We start from the raw sequence: 15071 nt of genomic DNA, 5'->3' as shown, positions 1-15071 counted from the left end.
GAGCAGCCGGATCTCGTCGAGCCCGCCCGCCGCGCCGACCCACAGGGCCCGGCGGCCGAAGTGGCCGCCGCCGTGCAGCCGCAGCGGGAACGGGCCGGTGCGGTGGGCGGCGCGGGCGAGGCGGGCGTGGAGGTCGGGGAGCAGGGTCTCGTCGACCTCGCCCATGAAGGCGAGGGTGAAGTGCCAGCCGGGGCGTCCGGTCCAGCGCAGGTCGTCCGCGCCGGGGAGACGGTGCAGCCGGTCGACGACCCTCGCCAGCTCGGAGAGCTGCGCGGGCGGCGGGACGACGGCAGCGAAAAGCCTCATGAAAGGAGTCTGGCGCCTCTAGCCTCGGGGCCATGAAGATCAGAGAAGGCGGGGCGGCGGACGTCCCCGCGATACTCGCGATGCTGGACAGCGCGGTGGAGTGGCTCAACGCCCGGGGGATCACGGACCAGTGGGGCACCGAGCCCTGGTCGTCCCGGCCGGCGACGGTGCGGAAGGTCGGGGAGATCGTGGCGTCCGGCACGCCGTGGATCGCCGAGATCGACGGCGAGCCGGCGGGCACGGTGACGCTGACCCCGCACCCCACGTCGTACGTCGCCCCCGTGGACGAGCCGGAGGTGTACGTCCACCTCCTGGTCACCGACGCCCGCTTCCACGGCCGCGGCGTGGGCGCGGCCCTGCTGGCCCACGCGGTCGACGAGACCCGCCGCCAGGGCGTCTCCCTCCTCCGCGTCGACTGCTTCGCCGGCAGCGAGGGCCGCCTGGTCGCCTTCTACGAGTCCCAGGGCTTCACCCGAACGAACCCCTTCACGGTGGGCGACTGGCCGGGACAGGTACTGGAGCAGAGGGTCTGACCCGCCCCTACGCCGGCACCGCCAGCCCCTCCCTTGGTACGAAGCGCACCCGCGGGTGGCCGTGGTGCCAGCCGACGGTCATCTTCAGGCCGCCCGCGCGCGTCAGGATCAGACCCACCAGCCCCGTGGCCGCCAGGGACATCAGGCCGCCCGTCGCGAAGCCGATGCGGGCGCCGTAGGCGTCGGTGAGCCAGCCGACGAGCGGGGCGCCGATCGGGGTGCCGCCGACGAAGACCATCATGTACAGGCTCATCACCCGGCCCCGCATCACCGGGTCCGTCGCCAGCTGGACCGCCGAGTTCGCAGTGACGTTGACCGTCAGGCCGAACATGCCGATCGGGACGAGGAGCAGCGCGAAGAGCCAGAACGCCGGGGCCACCGCCGCCAGCACCTCCAGCACGCCGAACACCGCCGCCGCGCCCACCAGCATCCGCAGTCGCGTGCTGCCGCGCCGTGCCGCGAGCAGCGCGCCGGCCAGCGAGCCGGCCGCCATCAGCGTGTTGAGCAGGCCGTACGTGCCCGCGCCGACGTGGAACACGTCGTCCGCGAAGGCCGTCAGCCAGATCGGGAAGTTGAAGCCGAACGTGCCGACGAAGCCCACGAGCACGATCGGCCAGATCAGCTCCGGCCGCCCGGCCACGTACCGCAGGCCCTCCCGCAGCTGCCCCTTGCCGCGCGGCGCGCGCTCGACCTTGTGGAGCTCGGCCGGCCGCATCATCAGCAGGCCCGTCAGCGGGGCGAGGAAGAACAGGCCGTTGAGCAGGAACGCCCAGCCGCTGCCGATCGAGGCGATCAGCAGGCCCGCCACCGCCGGGCCGACCAGCCGCGCGGACTGGAAGTTCGCCGAGTTCAGGGAGACCGCGTTGCGCAGTTGGTCGGGGCCGACCATCTCGGAGACGAAGGACTGCCGGGCGGGGTTGTCGACCACGGTGACCATGCCGAGCAGGAAGGCCACCAAATACACGTGCCATACCTGGATGTGCCCGGAGAGCGTCAGCGCGGCGAGCGCCAGCCCGCACAGGCCGAGTGCGCCCTGGCTGAAGAGGAGGATGCGCCGCTTCGGGTAGCGGTCGGCGAGGACGCCGCCGTACAGACCGAACAGCAGCATCGGCAGGAACTGCAGCGCCGTCGTGATGCCGACGGCGGCCGAGGAGCCGGTCAGGGTGAGCACCAGCCAGTCCTGGGTGATGCGGGCCATCCAGGTGCCGGTGTTGGAGACGATGGCTCCGGTGAAGAAGAGCCGGTAGTTCCGGATCTTGAGCGAGGAGAACGTTCCCCCGCGAGCAAGGGTGTCGGTGTCGGGTTTGTGGACGGGGGCGGAGTCTGCTCCGGGTCCCGTACTCAAAGTGCGTCGCCTCCTCGGGCCGTACGTCTCTACAGGTGCGCGAGCTTCTCCAGGACCGGGGCGGCCGCGCGCAGCGTGGCCCAGTCGTCCTCGTCCAGTCCCTCGGCGAGCTTGGCCAGCCAGACGTTCCGCTTCGCGCGGCTCTCGTCGAGCATGGCCTCGGCCACCTCGGTCGGGCTGACCACCTTCTGCCGGCGGTCGTCGGGATGCGGCTCCAGCCGGACCAGGCCCTTGGACTCCAGGAGCGCCACGATGCGCGTCATCGACGGCGGCTGGACGTGCTCCTTGCGGGCCAGCTCGCCGGGGGTCGCCGAGCCGCACAGGGAGAGGGTGCCGAGCACCGACATCTCGGTGGGGCTCAGCGACTCGTCGACGCGCTGGTGTTTCAGTCGTCGGCTCAGCCGCATCACCGCGGAGCGGAGCGCGTTCACGGCCGCGACGTCTTCGGCGGCGCCGTGGGACAGGTCAGGCATGTTCTTTAGCGTAACTCATTACCCAGCCTAAAGACCAGTCGGTTGTACGACGGTTGAATGTGTCACCCAAATGAGTGAGACGGATCCGGAAAGTGACGCATCGGGCGGCCCGCTGCGGCGACCCTGACTCGCATGGACATGGGATCGACAGTGCTCAGCCTGCGCCTGGACGGTGAGCTGCTCGACCGGCTCCGGGGGCATGCCGCCAAACGCGGAATGAGCGTCCAGGACTATGTCCTGCGGACGCTCATTCGCGACGACTTCGACGAGCGGTTCAAGTCCGCCGTGGACGAGACCGAGAAGTTCTACGGCCGTACGTGACCAGGTGACCCACGCCCACGCGGGCCTTACGTGAGGCCCAGCGCCGGCATCGCGTAGTAGAAGAGGAAGACCGCCGACACGACGTACATGGCCGCCGGGACCTCACGGCCCCGGCCGGCCGCGAGCCGCAGCACGCTGAAGGCGATGAAGCCGATGCCGATGCCGTTCGTGATCGAGTACGTGAACGGCATCATCACCATCGCCAGGAACGCCGGCACCGCCACGGTGAAGTCGCTCCAGTCGATCTCCTTGATCGACCCGGCCAGGATCAGGAAGCCCACCGCGAGCAGCGCGGGCGTGGCCGCCTGGGACGGCACCATCGTGGCGAGCGGCGTGAGGAACAGCGCCACCGAGAACAGACCGCCGGTGACCACCGACGCCAGACCCGTGCGCGCGCCCTCGCCGACGCCGGCCGTGGACTCCACGAAGCAGGTGGTGGCCGAGGAGGAGGTCGCGCCGCCGGACGCGACGGCCAGGCCGTCGACCAGCAGGACCTTGTTGATGCCGGGGAGGTTGCCGTCCTCGTCCATCAGCTTGGCCTCGTCGCCGACGCCGAGGATCGTGCCCATCGCGTCGAAGAAGCAGGACAGCAGCACCGTGAAGACGAAGAGGCAGCCGGTCAGCAGGCCGACCTTCCCGAAGCCGCCGAACAGGCTGACCTCGCCGACCAGCCCGAAGTCGGGGGAGGCGACCGGGTTGCCCGGCCAGGTCGGGGTGGTCAGGCCCCAGGACGGGACGGTGGCGACCGCGTTGATCACCATCGCGACGAGCGTCATGACCACGATGGAGATCAGGATCGCGCCGGGGACCTTGCGGATGATCAGCGCGAGGGTGAGCAGCACGCCCAGGGCGAAGACCAGCACCGGCCAGCCGGTGAGGTGGCCGTCGCCGCCGAGCTGCAGCGGGACGGTGGTGTGGGCGGCGTCCGGGATGCGGGAGACGAAGCCGGAGTCGACCAGGCCGATCAGCATGATGAACAGGCCGATGCCGATCGCGATGCCCTTGCGCAGGCCGACCGGGACCGCGTTCATCACGCGCTCGCGCAGACCGGTGGCGACGAGCAGCATCACCACGAGACCGGCGAGCACCACCATGCCCATGGCGTCCGGCCAGGACATCCGCGGGGCGAGCTGCAGGGCGACGACCGTGTTGACGCCGAGGCCGGCCGCCAGGGCGATCGGGACGTTGCCGATGACGCCCATGAGCAGCGTGGAGAAGGCAGCGGTCAGGACCGTGGCGGTGACCAGCTGGCCGCCGTCGAGCTGGTGCCCGTACATGTCCTTGGCGCTGCCGAGGATGATCGGGTTCAGCACGATGATGTAAGCCATCGCGAAGAAGGTGGCGAAGCCGCCGCGGACCTCGCGGGCGACGGTGGAGCCGCGCTCGGAGATCTTGAAGAAGCGGTCGAGGCCCGAGATCGGTTCGCGCGGTTCCTGCACGTCCGAGGGCTCGGGAGACATGGCCGTGGCAGTGGCCGTGGTGCTCATGGGGTGGGTCCTCTTCGGGGTTGTTCGTTGGCGGTTCATACGAAGGGAACCCGCCGGAGGCAAACCGTTTCAGTATGAACACATAAGCCGAACAGCGTCTATCTCCGCGCGTAGACCCCCCTGGGGGTCCCCCTACACTGGGCTCATGGCGAAGTGGACCCCCAAGCACGAGGCGCCGGAGCCCCTGGAGGGGCCCGTCGTCGGCACCATCACCGGTGGCACGATCCTGTGGTTCGTCCTGTTCGTGGTGCAGGTCCCCTTCTACGGCTGGTTCGCCGACAGGGACGCGACCTGGTGGATCTGGACCTGCCTGGCCGGGGCCGGCCTGGGCCTGATCGGCATCTGGTACGTCCGCAAGCGCGACGCCGCCATCAAGCGCGCGGAGGCCGAACAGGCGGCGCCCCCGGCCGCCTAGGGTCCGTCGCTCGGCGGGTGAACCCGCGATTCCGGCCGTACCGTCGAGAACATGACGCAGCGGGCGAAGATCGACACCGACGGCGAACTCTCGCGACCCGGCGACGCCGGCAAGCGAACCCACGTCGTCCACCGCGTCGCCGGGCTGACCTCAGCCGAGGTCGCCGAACGGGTCGCCCGCGGCGAGGTCAACGACGTACCGCTGCGCAGCAGCCGCTCCACCGCCGACATCGTCCGCGGCAACGTCTTCACCCGCTTCAACGCGATCATCGGCGTGCTGTGGGCGATCATGCTCGTCGTCGCGCCCATCCAGGACAGCCTCTTCGGCTTCGTCATCATCGCCAACACGGGCATCGGCATCGTCCAGGAGCTGCGCGCGAAGAAGACCCTGGACGGGCTCGCCGTCATCGGCGAGGCGAAGCCCACGGTCCGGCGGGACGGCGTCGCCGGCGAGGTGTCCACGTCCGAGATCGTGCTCGACGACCTGATCGAGCTCGGGCCCGGCGACAAGATCGTGGTGGACGGCGAGGTCGCCGAGGCGGACAGCCTGGAGGTCGACGAGTCCCTGCTGACCGGCGAGGCCGACCCCGTACTGAAGAAGCCCGGCGATCCGATGATGTCGGGCTCCTTCGTGGTCGCCGGCGGCGGCGCGTTCACCGCCACGAAGGTGGGGCGCGAGGCGTACGCGGCCCAACTCGCCGAGGAGGCCTCCCGCTTCACCCTGGTCCACTCCGAACTGCGCTCCGGCATCTCCACGATCCTCAAGTACGTGACGTGGATGATGGTCCCGACCGCGATCGGCCTCATCATCAGCCAGCTCGTGGTCAAGGACACCGACTTCCAGGAGTCGGTCGCCCGCACGGTCGGCGGCATCGTCCCGATGATCCCCGAGGGGCTTGTGCTGCTCACCTCCGTCGCCTTCGCGATCGGCGTGATCCGGCTCGGCCGCAAGCAGTGCCTCGTGCAGGAGCTGCCCGCCATCGAGGGCCTGGCCCGCGTCGACGTGGTCTGCCTCGACAAGACGGGCACGCTGACCGAGGGCGGGATGGACGTCACGGAGCTGCGCGCGCTCAACGGCAGCGACGAGGCGTACGTACGGAAGGTCCTCGGCGCGCTCGGCGAGTCCGACCCGCGGCCCAACGCGTCCCTGCAAGCCATCATCGACGCCTACCCGGACAGCGTGGACTGGCGCTGCACCGAGTCGCTGCCCTTCTCCTCCGCCCGCAAGTACAGCGGCGCCGCGTTCAGCGAGGGCGACGGGGAGAACTCCACCTGGCTGCTCGGCGCGCCCGACGTACTGCTCCCGGCGGGCGACCCGACGCTCAAGGAGACCGACCACCTCAACGAGCAGGGCCTGCGGGTCCTGCTGCTCGCCCGCGCCGCGGCCGAGCTCGACTCCCCCGAGGTCGCCGAGGGCGCCCGCCCCACCGCGCTCGTCGTCCTGGAGCAGCGGCTGCGTCCGGACGCCGCCGACACCCTCGCGTACTTCGCCGACCAGAACGTCGCCGCGAAGGTCATCTCCGGCGACAACGCGGTCTCCGTCGGCGCGGTCGCCGGCAAGCTCGGCCTGCCCGGCGCGGCGCACACCGTCGACGCCCGCAGGCTGCCGAGCGAGCAGGCCGCGATGGCGAAGGAGCTCGACGACAACGCGGTCTTCGGCCGGGTCTCCCCGCAGCAGAAGCGGGACATGGTCGGCGCGCTGCAGTCCCGCGGCCACACGGTCGCGATGACCGGCGACGGCGTCAACGACGTCCTGGCGCTGAAGGACGCCGACATCGGCGTCTCCATGGGCTCGGGCTCCGAGGCGACGCGGGCCGTCGCCCAGATCGTGCTGCTGAACAACAGCTTCGCCACGCTGCCGTCGGTGGTCGCCGAGGGCCGCCGGGTCATCGGCAACATCACCCGGGTCGCCACCCTCTTCCTGACGAAGACGGTGTACTCGGTGCTCCTGGCGATCCTGGTGGTCTGCTCCCAGGTCGAGTACCCGTTCCTGCCGCGGCATCTGACCCTGCTGTCCACGCTCACCATCGGCGTCCCGGCCTTCTTCCTCGCCCTCGCCCCCAACAAGGAGCGCGCGAAGCCGAACTTCGTGAAGCGGGTGATGCGGTACGCGATCCCCGCCGGCATCGTCGCCGCGGCGGCGACCTTCGCCACGTACCTCCTCGCCCGCTCCCACTACAGCGGCACGGGCGCGCTGGACGCCGAGACGAGCGCGGCGACGCTGACGCTGTTCCTGGTCTCCATGTGGGTGCTGGCGATCGTCGCCCGCCCGTACACCTGGTGGCGGATCGCGCTGGTCGCGGCGATGGGCGGGGCGTTCCTGCTGGTCCTCGTGGTGCCCTGGCTGCAGGACTTCTTCGCGCTGAAGCTGGTGGGCGTGACGATGCCGTGGACGGCGGTCGCCATCGCGGCGGTGGGCTCGGCGCTGCTCGAGGCGGCGTGGTGGTGGGTGGACCGGAGGTTCCCCGCCTAGGGCCTGTCCGGCGGATCAGGGTCGGATAGGTCGCGGCGGTGCCATCGGCGGCGGGTGCGGGGCGGCTGGTCGGGGGCCCAGCCGAAGGCCAGGGAGCTGCCGACCACGCCGAGCAGCAGCCCGACGAGGAAGCCGCCGAGGTTGGACGTCACCCAGCTCGCCAGGGACGCCAGGACGGCGACGATCGAGTAGAACAGCCGCCGGCTCGGATCGACGATGATCAGCAGCCCGCACACGATCATGATCACGGGTATGACGTAGCCGATCAGGCTGTCGGCCCCTGCCGTGAGGATCACGGAGATGCCGGCCCGCTGGGTGAGCAGGATCTCGGCGCCGCCGAGGGCGACGGCGAGACCCGCACCGAACGGGCGGCGGCGCCGCCAGCGGCGGAAGGTCCGCCAGGGATGCCTGCTTCTCGGCGGTCCGCCCGCCATGGCTGTCGTCTCCGCCGTCCCGTCCGTGCCCGCCGTCATCGTCGGCAGCCCTCCGAGGCCATGAGGTGCTCCTGACATGCGAGGAACCAGACCTGCGCGGTGTCCTGGCGCGGACGACCGGTTCCCCGCCCCGCCTGGGTCTTCCTCTGCTGGTGCGGAGGCAGCCGTGCCGCAGGGAACCGATTCGGAACGTACGCCCGTTATTACTCGCGAGTCAATTGCCGTGCAGAAACCGCTTGTTGCCCGTCCCCGCGGGCGATCGCGAGCGGGACGAACGGCGCGAGCACCACATGCACCAGGCTCTCCAGGAACTCCGGCAGCCCCCTGCGCGGTGCACGGCCGCGTGCACCGCGCAGACCCGTCACCCCGGACAGGCAGACCGTCACCTGGTCGAACCGATCAGTCGAACCACCTGTCCCGGGCGAGCTCCGCCGTCCGGGACGGGTCCTCCAGGAGGGCGGCGACCTCGAAGCGGCGGGGCCATTGGCCGGCGGCCCAGGCCAGGCCTGCCGCGACGCCTTCCAGGGTGGCGGCGTGGATCGCGCCGTCCGGGGTCTGCCGCCAGTCCAGTTCGACGCCTCCCGCGCGGAGTTCCTCGTGCTCGATGTACGAGGGCGGGGTGTCGGGGCCCAGCAGGGCGTGGACGGACGGAGGGACCTCGTGTTCCTCGCCCACCGTCGTCACCTCCGCCTCGACGGCCTCGCTCAGGCGGCGTACCTGGAACAGTTCGGCCAGGTCAGCCGCTCGGGACGGGGCCACCGGCAGCAGCGGGAGGCCCGCGGTGAGCGGGAGGAGGTCGGGGGCGTCGGCGACCAGGGCGTCGGCGGCGTCCACCACGCGCAGTTCGCCGTCGACGACCGCGCGGAGCTCGTCCGGCAGGGTGACCTGGTCCGGGTCCATGTCGGTCAGGGCCGTGTACAGGGCGTGCAGCTGCGCGCCGCCGACCTCGCGGTCCGGGTCGGCGAGCCGGGTCAGGAGCTCGGCCGCGCCGCCCGGTTCGTCGAGGAGCGCGGCCACCGAGGTGCGTACGCCCAGGGCCCGGAGCACCTGCTCGTCCTCGAAGCCGGTCGCGTCGGCGGAGTCGTACAGGCCGATCAGCAGCGGGTCGGTACCCGCGGCGCGCAGGCCGGCCGGTCGGCGGCCGTCCAGGACCGGGTGGTCGCGCAGCCACCAGGCGGTGTACGAGCGCACGGTCTCGGTCGTGCCGTCCGGCAGCAGCACCCGTACCGGCTCGGTGAGCGCGTCCCGCAGCGGCGGCTGGGCGAGCAGCGCCAGGGCCTTCGGCCAGGCGTCGTCGTCGACCAGGTCGAGGTCCCGTACGGCGACGATCTCGGTGGCCACGGGGGGTACGGGGGTCTCCGGGAGGCGGTCGAGGACGTCCTCGCACCACACGTCGACCGCGTCGAGCAGTCCGGCGTCGTCCGGCTCGGGGAAGTCGCTCTCGCGGGGCTCCAGTTCGTCCGGGTCGAGGACCAGGTCGGTGGCGCGGACGAGGGCGAAGTTCGCGAGGACGCCGCAGGCGGCGAGGGGCTGCGCGCCCCAGCGGGAGGCCAGGTCGGCGTCGACGAAGGCGAGTTCGTCCTCCCCCATCACCGATGCGAACGGGCTGCCGGGCAGCACCAGCTCGCCGGCCGGGGCGAGTTCGCCGTCCTCGTCGGGCAGCGCCAGCGCGCCGAGCCACGGCTCGTCGCCCGGCTCCAGCTCGGCCTCCCGGACGAGGGCGAGCACGATCTCGGCGAGCTCGTCGGCGTCGGGGGCGTCCGCGTCCTCGTCCCAGATCTCCCCCGCGTCGAGCGAACCGGCGACGGCGGCCCGCACCTGCGGGGTGGTCAGGATGGCGCGCGGCGTCGCGGGCAGCGCGCCCAGCTTCTCCAGGAGCGGGTGGGCGGCGTCCGGGTGCGCGACCTTGAGGCCGAGCCGGGTCAGGTCGGCGGGGGTGTGCTCCTGGGGGAGGAGGAGGTGGCGGGGGCCGATGGTGGTGCGGGTACGGGAGGGGGCCTGGCCGCCCTCGTCCGGCTGCTCCGGGGCCTCGGGCAGGACCTGCGCCGCCTCACCCGCGCTCGCCAGCGGGACGGGCAGGCCCGTCAGGCGGTCCGGGTCGACGCCGGCGAGGGACTCGTACAGCCGCCACCACCAAGACGGGGACCTGTCGACTCCCGCGAGCCGGTCCACCGCCTCGGTGAGCGGGACGCGGCCGACGCCGAGGGTGCGCAGTTCGGCGCGTCGCTCCAGGCCGGCGGGCAGGAGGGTCGGGAAGACCTCCGCCAGGACCTGAACGGTCTCCGCGCCCGCGCCCTCGACGACCTCGGCCTCCACCGGGCGCAGCGCGGGCAGCTCCTCGGACGGCGCGGCGGGAGCGAGGAAGGCGACGCGGGGCAGCCGCTGGAGGATCGCCCCGCGCAGCGCGCCGTCCAGGCCGCCCTTGCCGAGCGGGCCGGGCACCAGCTCGATGGTCTCGACGCCGACCGGGTCCCAGTCGCCGAGGAGTTCGGCGTACGCGTCGGCCGCGCGCTCGACGACGAAGTCGGTCAGCGGGCCGGGGGCGGGGTGCCGGCGGGCGGTGTCCAGCGGCAGCGAGGCGATCAGGAGGGCGGGGATGCCGAGGGGTTCGTCGGTGGGCGTCGGCGCGTGGACGACGGGCGCGGTGCCGGGGTACTGCGGGGCCCCCACGCCGTCCACGGGGACGGCCCAGGTCACCGACCAGTGCGGGCGTAGGCGTTCCTCGACGGGGCGGTCGGCGAGCAGCTTGGGGTCGAGCGGGCCGCCGTGGCTGACGGTCCGCCAGCGGCGCAGGCCCGAGGCGGAGTCGTCGAGGTGGACGTAGCCGTCGTGCTCGGAGCGGCGGAGGGTCCGTACGCCCTCCCCGGTCTCGACGACGATGTCGGCGAGACCGGGGAGGGTGAGGAGGAGGGCGTCGTCGATGCTGCTCAGGAGCCGCTCGGCGAGGTCGACGGCGGCGGAGTCGCGCAGCGGGAGGACGACGACGGTGTCGTAGCCGTCGGGCGCGGTTCCCTCGGCGGGCAGCGGGAGGCGGAGCAGCGGTACGTGGCCGTCGCGGCGGCGCAGCTCGTCGCCGAGGCCGGGGCTGTGCCGGGCCGCGTCGGCGGCGAGCTCGCGGGCCTCGGCGAGGGACCAGCGGACGCCGCCGTGCCGGCCGAGGACGGCGGGCTCGTCGCTGACCGCGAGGACGGCGGCGAAGCCGACGCCGAACCGGCCGACGGCGGCGGTGTCGTGCTCACGCTTGGCGGAGGCGCGGAGGGTGGACAGCGACTCGACGCCGGTCGCGTCGAGGGGCGCGCCGGTGTTCGCGGCGGCGAGGAGGGCGGGGGCGTCGGGGCCGGCGGGGTGCAGGGTGAGCCGGAGGCGGCCGGTGACGCCGGCGCGGCGGGCGGCGTCGGCGGCGTTCTGGGCGAGCTCGACGACGAGGCGGTCGCGGTAGCCGCCGAGGACGAGGTCCTCCTCGGCGTTGGCGTCCTCCCGGAACCGCGCCGGACTGGCCCCCCAGGCGTTGAGCACACCCCGCCGCAGCCGTGCGGTGCCGAAGGGATCGGCTCCGTCGGTGGTCGTCCTGACGCTGACGCTCACGTCTGACTCCTCGTGTACGGCGGGGTTGTGACCGGGTGCCCGAAGGTACCCCGACGGGCGGGGCTGGGGCCGCTGGTGGGGAGCCGGCGGGGCGCCGCCCCGTCCGAACGGGGGCGGCGCCCCCGGCCAGCCCCTACGAGTGGCCCAAGTCCTCCGACGCCCCGTCGGGTTCCGAAACCGAGCCCGAGTCCTTCGCCGGGCGCAGCGGGAATTCGTCCGCCGCCATCGAGTCGAAGACCGGCGCCGCCGGGCGCGGCGGCTTCGGCATGACCGCCGCCTCCGAGTGGCCGCCGCAGCCGTACGAGAGGGAGACGACGCGGCCGTCCGCCGGGGAGAACTCGTTCGCGCAGACGCCGAAGGCCTGCCGCAGCGAGCCCGCCAGCGGGACCAGGAAGGCGCAGGACTCGCAGGACGCCGGAGCCGCCTGCGCCATCGGGGTCTTCGCGCCGAACGCCTCGTCCCAGCGGTCCGCCGCGATGTGCAGTCCGTACCGCGACAGGACCCGCGCCCGCCGCATCCCGAGCTCCTCCGCGACCGAGACGATCGCGCCGCGCGAGGGGGTGCGGGAGGTGATCTCGGCGTCCTCGACGTCGAGGTGCTCGGCCATCTCCTCGGAGACCGCGGAGTTCGGCGGCGGCGTGTCCTCGCCGCTGAACCCGGGCTCGAGCCGCAGGTCGTCCGCCTCCGTCGGCAGCAGGTCGCCCGGCCCCATGTCGCCCGGCCGCAGCCGCTCGCTCCACGGCACCCACTCGGGCGCGAGCAGCGCGTCGGAGCCCGGCAGCAGGACGGCCTCGTCAAGGGTGACGTTCTTCGCGCGGGAGGCGCGGGTGACGGTGACGGCCCAGCGCCAGCCCCGATACCCCGCGTCCTGGCACGCGAAGAAGTGCGTGACCACGCGGTCGCCGTCCGCGACGACCTCGACGTGCTCCCCGACGATGCCGGGCGCGGCCAGCTCCTCCGCCGCCGCCCTGGCGAGGGCTACCGCCTCGGCGCACAAACGGTCCGGGATACGCGTGGCTCGCGGGGTACGGCTTCGCGTCGTCGCAGCACTCACAGGTCTCGCTTCTCTCCTACGCCGTCTCACGGGTGCGCCGGCCGAGGAGCGAGCAGCGACGATCGATGTACGGGCGGCGGGCGGAGCGGACCAGAGGGCCGCATCGACGTCCGCGCCCGACGTTTCTCGTGAGTCTCGCGAGTCTCGGGCACACCTACCGACATCCATTCTGCGGGATGCCGAACAGGCGCGCGGCCGAGAGCTTCCGCCGGTGGCGCGCTACGCACGCTACCCCCTCCGCAGCCCGCCGCCCACCTGCCCGTCCCAAGTGGCCCCGATCCCGGTTCGGAGGAAACGCCGATCCCGGCGCGTACGAAAGGGGTGTGGGGCATCGGAGTGGGGGACGATGAGGGGGTGGCAGCCGCGAGGTCGTCGACGGGTTCGTCGGGCCGGGCCGGGCCGTTCCGCCGGGCGGGCCGGCAGGTCGGCCGCGCTCTGCACCTGCCCTTCACCGGCACCGCGAAGGGCATCCGCCGCGCCACGCACGCGCACGGCGCGGGCGAGTCCGGCCTCGGAAAACTGATCGAACTGCACGCGGTGAACGGCGCGGGCGACATGATGATCACCGTCGCCCTCGCCACCACGGTGTTCTTCTCCGTGCCGACCGACGAGGCGCGCGGCCGGGTGGCGCTCTACCTGGCCGTGACGATGGCCCCCTTCACCCTCCTGGCCCCCGTCATCGGCCCGCTCCTGGACCGCCTGCCGCACGGCCGCCGCTGGGCCATGGCGGGCGCGATGCTGACCCGGGCGGTACTGGCCCTCACGATGTCCGGAGCGGTCGCCACGGGCGGCCTGGAGCTGTATCCGGCGGCGCTCGGCGTGCTCGTGGCGTCCAAGGCGTACGGGGTGGTCCGCAGCGCCGTCGTGCCCCGGCTGCTGCCACCGAATTTCTCGCTCGTGAAGGCGAACTCCCGGGTGACGCTGGCCGGCCTGCTCGCCACCGGCATCGCCGCGCCGATCGGGGTGGGCTTGCAGCGGATCGGCCCCGCCTGGCCGCTGTACGGGGCGTGCGCGCTGTTCCTGCTCGGCGCGTTCTGGGCGCTGCGGATGCCGCACAAGGTGGACTCGGCGAAGGGCGAGCGGCCGGCGCACCTGCTGACGCACGGCGAGAAGAAGCCGAGCCTGCGCACGGTCGGCCCCTCCGTGCTGCACGGCCTCCAGGCGAACGCGGCGCTGCGCGGGCTCTCCGGGTTCCTGATCTTCTTCCTGGCGTTCCTGCTGCGCGAGGAGCCGCTGGCGGGGCAGAGCGCGGCGGTGTCGCTCGGCATCGTGGGCGTGGCGGCGGGAGTGGGGAACGCGTGCGGGACGGCGGTCGGCTCGCTGCTGCGCGACCGCAGCCCGGAAGTGATCATCGCCACGATGATCCTGGTGGAGCTGACGGCCGCCGTCCTCGCCGCGCTGTTCTTCAGCCCGGCCATGGTGGCGGTCCTGGCGGCGGTGGCGGGCCTGTCGCAGGCCCTGTCGAAGCTGTCGCTCGACGCGCTGATCCAGCGGGACGTCCCGGAGGTGGTGCGGACCTCTGCCTTCGCCCGCTCGGAGACGCTGCTGCAGATGGCGTGGGTGGTGGGCGGCGGGATCGGCATCGCGCTGCCGCTGGACGGGGCGTACGGGATGGCGGTGGCGGCGGCCATCCTGGCGACGGGCGCGGTGCTGTCCGTACGCGGCCTCCTGAGCGCCCCCCGCCGCCCGCCGCCGAGCCCCCAGGGCCCGAAGGACTCCCCCGGCTCTCGGGGCTCGCGTGTGATGTGAGGGACGGCCGCCGCGGGGGGGCCGGTCGGCCTCCGTGCCGTACGGCCTCGGGTGACCTGAAAGGGCCCAACCGGGGGGTCGGCAAGCCACCCCGCGACACGCCCGATAGCCTTCGGCTCATGACCGTTCCGTTCTTCTCCGTCAAGCGCCGCCGGGCCGTCGCCGCCCTCGGGGCCGTCTCCGCCGGGCTCCTCGTACTCTCCGCCTGCGACAAGCCGACCCCGCTCGCGACCGTGACGGTCGGGTCGGACTCGGTGCACACCGAGGCCGCCTGCTACAACGACGGCGACGCCATCAAGGAGTCGCAGGTCCAGGCCTGTCTGAACAAGAAGTCCGAGACCTCGATCTCCGTCTCCTCCGACGACAAGATCCGGTTCGGCGTCGACCCGGAGATCGCCGACCACGGCTGGACGATCTTCCTGGGCGGCCAGCAGGCCGAGCCCGAGCCGTACAAGAAGACGTACCGGACCATCCCGGCCAGCGCCTTCTTCTCCGCCCAGGGCGGCGAGGCGACGAACAAGACGCAGGTCACGATCGTCGAGAACACCGGCAAGAAGCTGACCGGCATCTGGCACTTCGAGCTGAAGAAGAAGTCCTGATCCCCCGGTGGCCGACCGGATCCTGATCGTGACGGCCGTGGCGGCGGAGGCCGACTCCGTCGCCCGCGGCCTCACCGGCGGCGGCCCCGGCTCGGGCGTCCTGCCCCTGCCGGGCGGCTACGCCCTGCGCCGCTACGCCTCGTCGATCCCGCTCCCGGGCGGCGGAGCGCTGTCCGCGCACGGGCCGCTCTCCGGCTCCGACTCCGCGGGCGCACTCGCCGCACCCGGTCAGGTCCCCGCCCCCGTCGCGCACCGCCCCGTCGTCGACGTCCTGATCGCCGGCGTCGGCCCGGCGGCC

General features: G+C 72.8%; 13 protein-coding genes and 1 pseudogene. 7 read left to right on the top strand and 7 right to left on the bottom strand.

Features of this window, described 5'->3' with window-relative positions; genetic code table 11:
* A partial coding sequence (locus VIU94_RS21295) for a 2'-5' RNA ligase family protein (RefSeq protein WP_331913432.1) occupies positions 1-306 on the bottom strand: 306 nt, incomplete at its 3' end.
* 32 nt (positions 307-338) lie between these two features.
* Here VIU94_RS21295 and VIU94_RS21290 point away from each other — a divergent pair.
* A complete protein-coding gene (locus VIU94_RS21290; RefSeq protein WP_331913431.1) occupies positions 339-839 on the top strand; it encodes a GNAT family N-acetyltransferase in 501 nt (166 codons plus the stop codon).
* A 7-nt stretch (positions 840-846) separates the two neighbouring features.
* Here the strand turns inward: VIU94_RS21290 and VIU94_RS21285 are convergent, their stop codons facing one another.
* Positions 847-2184: an MFS transporter gene (locus VIU94_RS21285; protein ID WP_331913430.1), complete on the bottom strand. Its 1338-nt coding sequence runs from the start codon at positions 2182-2184 to the stop codon at positions 847-849.
* A 29-nt stretch (positions 2185-2213) separates the two neighbouring features.
* Positions 2214-2657, bottom strand: coding sequence for a MarR family winged helix-turn-helix transcriptional regulator (locus VIU94_RS21280; RefSeq protein ID WP_331913429.1), 444 nt, complete (start codon positions 2655-2657; stop codon positions 2214-2216).
* Positions 2658-2789: 132 nt separating this feature from the next.
* Between VIU94_RS21280 and VIU94_RS21275 the strand changes: the two genes are divergently transcribed.
* Positions 2790-2978 carry a ribbon-helix-helix protein, CopG family gene (locus VIU94_RS21275; RefSeq protein ID WP_331913428.1) on the top strand — a complete coding sequence of 63 codons (189 nt, stop codon included), beginning with the start codon at positions 2790-2792 and terminating at the stop codon, positions 2976-2978.
* A gap of 26 nt (positions 2979-3004) precedes the next feature.
* Here VIU94_RS21275 and VIU94_RS21270 read toward each other — a convergent pair whose 3' ends face one another.
* Complete coding sequence (locus VIU94_RS21270; RefSeq protein ID WP_414720982.1) at positions 3005-4465, bottom strand: NCS2 family permease; 1461 nt, start codon at positions 4463-4465, stop codon at positions 3005-3007.
* Positions 4466-4610: 145 nt separating this feature from the next.
* Here VIU94_RS21270 and VIU94_RS21265 point away from each other — a divergent pair, with 145 nt between their 5' ends.
* Entirely contained in the window at positions 4611-4880 is a 270-nt protein-coding gene (locus VIU94_RS21265; protein ID WP_331913427.1) for a DUF2530 domain-containing protein, read from the top strand.
* A 51-nt stretch (positions 4881-4931) separates the two neighbouring features.
* Positions 4932-7352 (top strand): cation-translocating P-type ATPase, encoded by a 2421-nt coding sequence (locus VIU94_RS21260; RefSeq protein WP_331913426.1) that lies wholly within the window; start codon positions 4932-4934, stop codon positions 7350-7352.
* On the opposite strand, the gene VIU94_RS21255 is transcribed toward VIU94_RS21260, so the two are convergent.
* The 3 genes from VIU94_RS21255 to VIU94_RS21245 form a co-directional block, all read right to left on the bottom strand.
* Positions 7349-7864 (bottom strand): DUF6114 domain-containing protein, encoded by a 516-nt coding sequence (locus tag VIU94_RS21255; RefSeq protein ID WP_414720981.1) that lies wholly within the window; start codon positions 7862-7864, stop codon positions 7349-7351. The genes VIU94_RS21260 and VIU94_RS21255 overlap by 4 nt on opposite strands.
* Before the next feature lie 321 nt (positions 7865-8185).
* On the bottom strand, positions 8186-11371 hold the full coding sequence (locus VIU94_RS21250) for a sacsin N-terminal ATP-binding-like domain-containing protein (RefSeq protein WP_331913425.1): 3186 nt from the start codon (positions 11369-11371) through the stop codon (positions 8186-8188).
* Between the two features lie 133 nt (positions 11372-11504).
* Entirely contained in the window at positions 11505-12425 is a 921-nt protein-coding gene (locus VIU94_RS21245) for a DUF3027 domain-containing protein (RefSeq protein ID WP_331913424.1), read from the bottom strand.
* A 354-nt stretch (positions 12426-12779) separates the two neighbouring features.
* On the opposite strand from VIU94_RS21245, the gene VIU94_RS21240 reads away from it, so the two are divergent.
* From VIU94_RS21240 to VIU94_RS21230, 3 genes and pseudogenes are all read left to right on the top strand, one after another.
* Entirely contained in the window at positions 12780-14174 is a 1395-nt protein-coding gene (locus VIU94_RS21240; protein ID WP_331913423.1) for an MFS transporter, read from the top strand.
* A gap of 119 nt (positions 14175-14293) precedes the next feature.
* A complete protein-coding gene (locus VIU94_RS21235; RefSeq protein WP_331913422.1) occupies positions 14294-14773 on the top strand; it encodes a DUF2771 domain-containing protein in 480 nt (159 codons plus the stop codon).
* A 7-nt stretch (positions 14774-14780) separates the two neighbouring features.
* Positions 14781-15071, top strand: a pseudogene (locus VIU94_RS21230) (hypothetical protein); the annotation flags it as partial.

Source organism: Streptomyces sp., from assembly GCF_036566765.1.
In the GTDB taxonomy this organism is placed as follows: Bacteria; Actinomycetota; Actinomycetes; order Streptomycetales; family Streptomycetaceae; genus Streptomyces.
The sequence above is the reverse complement of the archived record's forward strand: the minus strand, read 5'-3'. Positions and strand labels throughout refer to the sequence as shown.

Coding starts and splice junctions, on each gene's coding strand:
- VIU94_RS21260 (WP_331913426.1), top strand. CDS start 4,932: ATGACGCAGCGGGCGAAGATCGACACCGACGGCGAACTCTCGCGACCC.
- VIU94_RS21290 (WP_331913431.1), top strand. CDS start 339: ATGAAGATCAGAGAAGGCGGGGCGGCGGACGTCCCCGCGATACTCGCG.
- VIU94_RS21270 (WP_414720982.1), bottom strand. CDS start 4,465: ATGAGCACCACGGCCACTGCCACGGCCATGTCTCCCGAGCCCTCGGAC.
- VIU94_RS21275 (WP_331913428.1), top strand. CDS start 2,790: ATGGACATGGGATCGACAGTGCTCAGCCTGCGCCTGGACGGTGAGCTG.
- VIU94_RS21235 (WP_331913422.1), top strand. CDS start 14,294: ATGACCGTTCCGTTCTTCTCCGTCAAGCGCCGCCGGGCCGTCGCCGCC.
- VIU94_RS21255 (WP_414720981.1), bottom strand. CDS start 7,864: ATGTCAGGAGCACCTCATGGCCTCGGAGGGCTGCCGACGATGACGGCG.
- VIU94_RS21265 (WP_331913427.1), top strand. CDS start 4,611: ATGGCGAAGTGGACCCCCAAGCACGAGGCGCCGGAGCCCCTGGAGGGG.
- VIU94_RS21280 (WP_331913429.1), bottom strand. CDS start 2,657: ATGCCTGACCTGTCCCACGGCGCCGCCGAAGACGTCGCGGCCGTGAAC.